General features: G+C 73.6%; 7 protein-coding genes. 2 read left to right on the top strand and 5 right to left on the bottom strand.

Annotated elements, in window-relative coordinates; translation table 11 throughout:
* Nucleotides 1-31: 31 nt before the first annotated feature.
* A complete protein-coding gene (locus ACWC9R_RS31640; RefSeq protein ID WP_450736668.1) occupies nucleotides 32-1,015 on the bottom strand; it encodes a hypothetical protein in 984 nt (327 codons plus the stop codon).
* Nucleotides 1,016-1,221: 206 nt separating this feature from the next.
* Between ACWC9R_RS31640 and ACWC9R_RS31645 the strand changes: the two genes are divergently transcribed.
* On the top strand, nucleotides 1,222-1,752 hold the full coding sequence (locus tag ACWC9R_RS31645; RefSeq protein ID WP_450736669.1) for a hypothetical protein: 531 nt from the start codon (nucleotides 1,222-1,224) through the stop codon (nucleotides 1,750-1,752).
* Nucleotides 1,753-1,755: 3 nt separating this feature from the next.
* Here ACWC9R_RS31645 and ACWC9R_RS31650 read toward each other — a convergent pair whose 3' ends face one another.
* The 3 genes from ACWC9R_RS31650 to ACWC9R_RS31660 all read right to left on the bottom strand — a co-directional run bounded on the left by ACWC9R_RS31650 (nucleotide 1,756) and on the right by ACWC9R_RS31660 (nucleotide 4,313).
* Nucleotides 1,756-2,574, bottom strand: coding sequence for an enoyl-CoA hydratase/isomerase family protein (locus tag ACWC9R_RS31650; protein WP_450736671.1), 819 nt, complete (start codon nucleotides 2,572-2,574; stop codon nucleotides 1,756-1,758).
* Nucleotides 2,571-3,053 (bottom strand): Zn-ribbon domain-containing OB-fold protein, encoded by a 483-nt coding sequence (locus tag ACWC9R_RS31655; protein ID WP_450736673.1) that lies wholly within the window; start codon nucleotides 3,051-3,053, stop codon nucleotides 2,571-2,573. Before ACWC9R_RS31655 ends, ACWC9R_RS31650 begins: the two co-directional genes overlap by 4 nt.
* A 108-nt stretch (nucleotides 3,054-3,161) precedes the next feature.
* The gene (locus ACWC9R_RS31660; protein WP_450736675.1) at nucleotides 3,162-4,313 is read right to left on the bottom strand and encodes a lipid-transfer protein; all 1,152 of its coding nucleotides are present in this window, start codon (nucleotides 4,311-4,313) and stop codon (nucleotides 3,162-3,164) included.
* Nucleotides 4,314-4,418: 105 nt separating this feature from the next.
* Between ACWC9R_RS31660 and ACWC9R_RS31665 the strand changes: the two genes are divergently transcribed.
* Nucleotides 4,419-6,056, top strand: coding sequence for a FadD3 family acyl-CoA ligase (locus tag ACWC9R_RS31665; RefSeq protein WP_450736677.1), 1,638 nt, complete (start codon nucleotides 4,419-4,421; stop codon nucleotides 6,054-6,056).
* Between the two features lie 17 nt (nucleotides 6,057-6,073).
* Here the strand turns inward: ACWC9R_RS31665 and ACWC9R_RS31670 are convergent, their stop codons facing one another.
* The gene (locus ACWC9R_RS31670; protein WP_450736678.1) at nucleotides 6,074-6,661 is read right to left on the bottom strand and encodes a TIGR03086 family metal-binding protein; all 588 of its coding nucleotides are present in this window, start codon (nucleotides 6,659-6,661) and stop codon (nucleotides 6,074-6,076) included.
* Nucleotides 6,662-6,981: the final 320 nt, after the last annotated feature.

Genomic DNA, 6,981 nt, shown 5'->3' on the forward strand with positions numbered 1-6,981 from the left:
GCGTCCCTGCCTGGCCGGGCCGCCCGGGTGTCTACTCCCGCTCCTCCGGGGGCTGTTCGCGCCGTTCGGGGGCGTCGGGCATGCCGGGCCGGCCGGGCTGATCCGGGCGGTCGGTCCGTTCGGGTGGCGGGGGAGGCGGCCGGCGCTGTTCCCTGCCCCACTCCACCGGAGGCGTGGGCGGCTGCTTATGGGCCGGCAGGGTCGGTGGCGGCGGGGGAGCCTGCCGCTCTGGCGGCTGCTGCGGCTGCTGTACGGGCGGTTGTTGTGGCTGCTGTTGTGCCTGTGTCCACTGTTGCTGTTGCTGCGGGGGCGGTGGTGGTGGCGGCGGGGTGACCGGCAGGGGGGTGGTGGGGGTGTCCTCCTGCTGTCCGTAGGGGACACCTCCGGGACCGGCCGGGGGCGCGGCGGGGTGGGGGCCGGTCGAGTACGGCTCCGGGTTCCACTCCTCGGCCCCGGGGCGGCCCGCGTCCCACGGCTCGGGCGTCCCCGGCGGGTAGGGCGTGTACGGGTCGTACGGCCCCCGTTCGTCGTAGCGCTCGTCGTATCCGTGGCGCCCGTAGCGGCCGTCGTCGTACCGGCCGTCGTCGTAGTCGGGTCCGTAGGACCGGCGGGGGCGGCCGCTCATGACGAGGGCGCCGAGCAGCAGCAGCGCGCCGCCGCCCAGGGCGTTGGCGACGCCGATCCCGAGACCGCGGGCGCCGGCCGTCAGCTCGCTCGCGGCCTGTCCCTGGCGGACCATCCACAGGATCGTGAACCCCAGTACCACCAGGCCCGCGAGGGTGATCAGCCCCCGGGAGCGCAGGGCGACCCCGATCAGGGTCAGCAGGGCGGCGAAGGCCATGGGGAGGAGCACGGAGCCGAAGAGCGCGGCGCTGTCGTGTGTGAGCCCGTTGAAGAGGTCCTCGATCCGCACATCGCTCCCGCGACGGCCGTCGTACCAGGGACGGAAGGGGCTCCAGACGGCGGCCGCCGCTCCGGCGAGGGCGATCAGCGACCCGAGAACGTTGCGCACCACGGGCGTCGCCTCGCTTCGGGTCGTCCGGTCATCCTCCGGGACCGACGCTACGCCTGCGCCTCCGCACTCGCGAGGCATGTACGCCCGCATGCGCTGCCGGGGCCGTCAGGGGTGTCACCGGTGCTTGCTAGGGTGCCGTGCACGCGTCAACTGAAGAGTGACGGCTCGGCGTTTTCCACGGGGGAGTGGACGGAATGAAGCAGCGCATGCGCACAGCCACGGGCAGCCGCGGGGGCACCCGTAGGGGTACCAGGGTCGCGGTGGCGGCCGGGCTGGCGCTGGTGACGGTGGCGACGGCCGGCGGCTGTGCCTTCAGCCGGCCCCGGGTGAAGGTGCCGGTCTCCTTCCCGAGCCCCACGTTCACCAGCAGCTACGACGCGTCCCCGTCGTACGAGCCCAGCTACTCGCCCTCGCCGACCGAGGAGACCTACGACCCGGACGGGCGGTCGGACGCCCGCGGCAGCGGCTGCGACTTCTCCGATTCGCTGCGCCAGTTCACCTACACGGTCTCCATCACCAACCCGTCCCTGAACGATTCCTTCTCCTATGACATGGCCGTCAACTGGATGAAGGCCAAGCCGGCCGACGGCAAGGCGTACGGGCTGCACGAGCGCTCGATCGTCGTCGGTCCCGGGGACACCGAGACGTACACCGCCAAGTACACCGTCAACCAGTCGTCCATCGGGCAGTTCTGGTTCACCTGCGAGATCACCCGGGCGCAGAAGACCCGTATGTAGGGGTCACCTGACCAGGGGCTGACCGCTCGGCCCGCCGTCCCGGGCGCCGCCCCGGTCACCTTCCGGCCCGCCGTCCCGCTTCCGGGCGGCGAACAGCGCGGCCTGGCGGTCCGGGGGCAGGTTGCCCAGCGCGATCAGCTGGGGCGCGTGCGCCAGGGCCTGCGCTCTGGCCGGCTCGTTGGCCGCCCACAGGGCGCGTACGGTCCCCTGGACCGCCCCGGTGGGCCGGTCGGCGAGGACGGCCGCGCGCCGCAGCGCCACCTCGGCCGCGGCGCCGGGCGCGGTCAGCTCGGAGACCAGGCCGATCCGGTAGGCGCGAGCGGCGCCGAGCCGCTCCGCGGTCCCCATCAGGGCCAGCCGGGCGGCCTCCCCGTAGGGCATCCGCTGCGCCATGAAGACGGACTCGTAGGCGCTCACCATCCCGTAGGTGGTGTGCGGGTCGAAGAAGGTGGCGTTCTCGGCGGCGACGAGGAACTCGGCCTCGCCCAGGAGGTAGAACGCGCCGCCGCAGGCCATGCCCTCGACGGCGGCGATCACCGGCTTCCACAGGTCGTTGGCCTTCGGGCCGATACGGAGCAGCGGGTCGTCGAGGGAGTAGGGGGAGGACGGCTGGGGGACGTCGACGGAGCGGTCGACGCCGGTGCAGAAGGCCCGGCCGCCGGCGCCGGTGAGCACCACGGCCCGTACGGTGTCGTCGTGGCGGAACGCCCGCCAGACGCCGGTGAGTTCGGCGGCGGTGGCGAGGTCGATGGCGTTGTGCCGTTCGGGCCGGTCGAGGGTGACCAGCGCGACCCCGTCCTTGATTTCCGTGCGGACCGTCATGGCCGCTCCAGGAGCCAGCGGGGGACGGTCACGCCTCCCGGCATGGTGTGGAAGGCGGCCTTCACGGGGGCGCCGATGCGCAGCCGGGCCGGGTCGACGGAGTTGAGGGGGGCGTCGGCGGTGGTGACGAGGTTGCCGACGAGGCGGATGCGCGGGGCCTCGGCCAGCTCCACCACGATCGCGTTGTAGCCCGGCTGTGCGGCGTACGCGGGCAGCAGCGGCGGGTGCGGCAGGACAAAGGACCAGATGCGGCCGCGGCCGCTCATCCGCTGCCAGCGCGCGGTGAAGGACCGGCAGTGCGGGCAGCAGGGGCGGGGCGGGAAGCGCAGGGCGCCGCAGTCGGCGCAGGCCTGGACGCGCAGTTCGCCCCGGGCGGCGTACTCCCAGAAGGGCGCGCCGTCCTCGTCCGGGACGGGAAGCAGCAGGTCGGCGCCGCTGCCGGAGGCATTGTCAGTGGCGGGTGCCACGATCGGTGTCATGGCTTCGCGAACGGATTCACGGACGGGTTCACGGACGGATTCACGGAGGGGCTCACGCGGCGGCTCACGCAGCGGCTCACGAGCGGACTCCCGAGTGCTCATGACGTATCAACTCCTCAGCAGCAGGGCCGAGGTGGGGACTCCCTCGCCCGCGGTGACCAGGCAGGTGGCGGCGTCGGGGACCTGCGCGGTGCTGGTGCCGCGCAGCTGCTTGACGCCTTCGTTGATCAGGTTGAAACCGTGCACATACGCCTCGGACAGGCCGCCGCCGCCGGTGTTGAGCGGAAGCCGGCCGCCGATCTCCAGCGCGCCGCCCTCGGTGAAGGCCGCGCCCTCACCGCGTCCGCAGAAGCCGTAGCCCTCCAGCGAGAGGGGGATCAGGGGGGTGAAGGCGTCATAGATCTGTGCCACGTCGACGTCCTGCGGGCCGAGGTCGGCGCCCTTCCACAGGTGCCGGGCGGCCGCCCAGGCGGGGCCGGTGAGCGGGTCGTCGTTCCAGTAGTTGACCATGCCGTGGTGCTGGGCGGGCAGGCCCTGGGCGGCGGAGTGGACGTAGACGGGCCGCTGCCGGCAGTCGCGGGCGCGCTCGGCGGAGACCACGACGCAGGCCAGCGCGCCGTCGGTCTCCAGGCAGTTGTCGAAGAGGCAGAGCGGCTCGCTGATCCAGCGGGCGGTCATGTACATCTCGCGGGTCAGCGGGCGCTCGTACATCATCGCGGCCGGGTTCTGGTTGGCCCGGTTGCGGCAGGCGAGCGCGACGTTGAAGAGGTGGTCGCGGGTGGCGCCGTATTCGTGCATGTAGCGGCGGGCCAGCATGCCGATCTCGTCGGCGGGGCGTAGCAGTCCGAAGGGGCGGGTCCACTGCCCCGGGGTGGGCAGCTGGACGCGGGTGTTCTTCCAGGGGCGCGGCCCCGAGCCGCGCTTGCGGGACCGCCAGGCGACGCCGACGCTCGCCTGGCCGGTGGCGATGGCGGCGGCCAGATGGGCCACCGTCGCGCAGGAACCCCCGCCGCCGAAGCCGACCTTGGAGAAGTGGGTGAGGTCCCCGGCGCCGATGGCCTTGGCTATCTCGACCTCGTCGGTCTCCTCCATGGTGTAGGAGGCGAGGGCGTCCACCTCCGAGGGGTCGATCCCGGCGTCGTCCAGTGCCGCGACGATCGCCCGGCAGGCCAGGGTCTTCTCGGATTCCGGGAGTTGTCGGGCGAACGGGGTCTGTCCGATGCCGGCTATCGCCGTCGCGTCCTTGAGGGTCGCCCCCATGGCCACCTCCGTGGTCGGTCGCCAGTACTGACAGCGGAGGAGGCTACCGCTAATCTGACGGACAGTCAGCTAGTGGCGTGCAGCTCTTCGGCGGGAGGCAGTGCGATGCGTGACGACCTCGATGCGCGGGCGGACCTGGAGTACGGCGCCATCCCCCGTCTGGTGCGCGCCGCCGCCCGGCGGTACGGCTCCCGGGAGGCCGTGGTCGAGGGCCGTACCCGGGTCTCGTACGCCGGCCTGGGCGAACGGGTCGAGCGGGCGGCCGCCGCCTGCATCGCCGCCGGGGTCACGCCCGGCGACCGGGTGGCCGTCTGGGCGCCCAACACCCTCGACTGGATCGTCTCCGCCCTCGGCGCCGTCACCGCGGGCGCCGTCCTCGTCCCCGTCAACACCCGCTTCAAGGGCACCGAGGCCGCCTACGTCCTGCGCCGCACCCGCGCCAAGCTCCTCTTCATCACCGGCACCTTCCTCGGCACGTCCTACGTCGCCGCCCTCCGCCGCGCCGCCCGGGACGGCACCGGCACCGGCCCGCTGCCCGGACTGCCGCGGCTGGAGAAGGTCGTGGTGCTCTCCGACGACGCCCCCGACGACTTCGTCACCTGGCGGGAATTCCTGGCCGGCGGCGCCGCGGTGCCCGCGGAGACCGTCCGCGACCGGGCCGACGCCCTGCGCCCCGACGCCCCCTCGGACATCATCTTCACCTCCGGCACCACCGGCCATCCCAAGGGCGCCGTGATCACCCATGCGCAGACCCTGCGCGCCTATGACGTCTGGAGCGAACTGGCCGGCCTCCAGGAGGGCGACCGCTACCTGATCATCAACCCGTTCTTCCACACCTTCGGCTACAAGGCCGGGATCATCGCCTGTCTGCTGCGCGGCGCGACGATGATCCCGCAGCCGGTCTTCAGCGTGGAGACCGCGCTCGCCAAGATCGCGGCCGAGCGGATCTCCGTACTGCCCGGCCCGCCCACCCTCCATCAGCAGCTCCTCGACCACCCCGCCCGCTCCCGGCACGACCTCTCCGCGCTGCGCCTGGTGGTCACCGGCGCCGCCGTGGTCCCCCTGGAGCTGGTCGAGCGGCTGCGCAGCGAGCTGAGGATCTCCACCGTGCTGACCGCGTACGGCCTGTCGGAGAGCTCGGGCGTGGTCACGATGTGCCGCCGCGGCGATCCGCCCGAGGTGATCGCCGCGACCTCGGGCCGGGCGCTGCCCGGCACCGAGGTCCGGGTCGTCGACGCCGCGGACCGCCCGGTGCCGCCCGGCGAGGCCGGCGAGGTACTGGTCCGCGGCTACCACGTGATGTCCGGCTACTTCGAGGACCCGGCCGGCACGGCCCGCGCGCTCACCCCCGACGGCTGGCTGCGCACCGGCGACGTGGGCGTGCTCGACGCGGAGGGCAACCTCCGGATCACCGACCGCATCAAGGACATGTTCATCGTCGGCGGCTTCAACGCCTATCCAGCGGAGATAGAGCAACTCCTCGGCCGCCACCCGGACATCGCCGACGTCGCCGTCATCGGCATACCCGATCCGCGGCTCGGCGAGGTGGGCAAGGCCTTCGCGGTCCGCCGGGCCGGCTCCCTGCTCACCGCCGACGACCTGATCGCCTGGTCCCGCCGCGAGATGGCCAACTACAAGGTCCCCCGGGAGGTCGCCTTCGTCGCCGCACTCCCGCGCAACGCCGGCGGCAAGATTCTCAAGACCCGGCTGCGGGAGGGCGCCCCGGGGCCCGCTCCCGCCTGACCGGGCGCCGCCCGCGCCTATGCCGCCGGCGGCGTCCAGCCGGGCCGGCGGCCGCTGAGCGCCACGACCTGGTCCAGCAGCGGCGCGTCCGCCGCCACCGCCACCGGCCGGCCGAACGGCCCGCGCTCCGGGCTCTCGGCCAGCGGCGCGAGCAGCGCATACGAGACCCCGAGACCGGCCGTGTCGGGCGCGTACTCCTGACCGGTGGCGCGCGCCAGGTCCCAGCCGTGCAGCACCAGCTCGTTGAGCGCGAACCGCCCCGCGACGGCCGCGGGCAGGGTCACCCCGCCCGCCTGGGTCTCGCCCTCCCAGGCCTCCGGGGCGTGCCAGGCCTCCGCCATCCCCCGCAGGTTCCGGTCCAGCTCCTCGCGCCAGCCGGGCGCCACATCGGGCACCTCCGCACCGGGGTTGACGCTGGTCATCGGCCCGAGGTTCTTGCGCGCCGCCTCCTGGAAGGCCGCGGACAGACCGACGAGATGGCCCAGCAGATGGCGCACCGCGTACGCCTCACACGGCGTGGGGTCATCGAGCTGCTCCTCGGCGGTCCGGGCCGCGAGCTGCGACACCAGTCGGGCCTGCGCCGCGAAGTCGATCGTCTCGGTCATCGTCCGGGTCCTTCCGTCCTGCCGGTACGTCCTGCCGGTACGTCCTGCCGGTACGTCCTGCCGGTACGTGCCGGGCCGCCACCGCTGCGGCCCGCCCACGCGGTGCCGTCCCCAGTGAAGACTCCACCGGCCCCCGGAACTCATCGCCACACCGCGACACGACCCCGGCCGGACGAACCCCCGGGACCCGGCCGGGCCCGTCAGGTCCGATCCGCCGGGCCGGTGCTAGGGCGTGTCCGCAAAGTCCCGTCGTCCGCCCGGAGGGCGGGGCTCGCGGCGTCTGGTGCGTGCGCTCGCAAGGCGGAGGGTCGTCCTCGTAG

This window comes from Streptomyces sp. NPDC001219 (genome assembly GCF_053597915.1).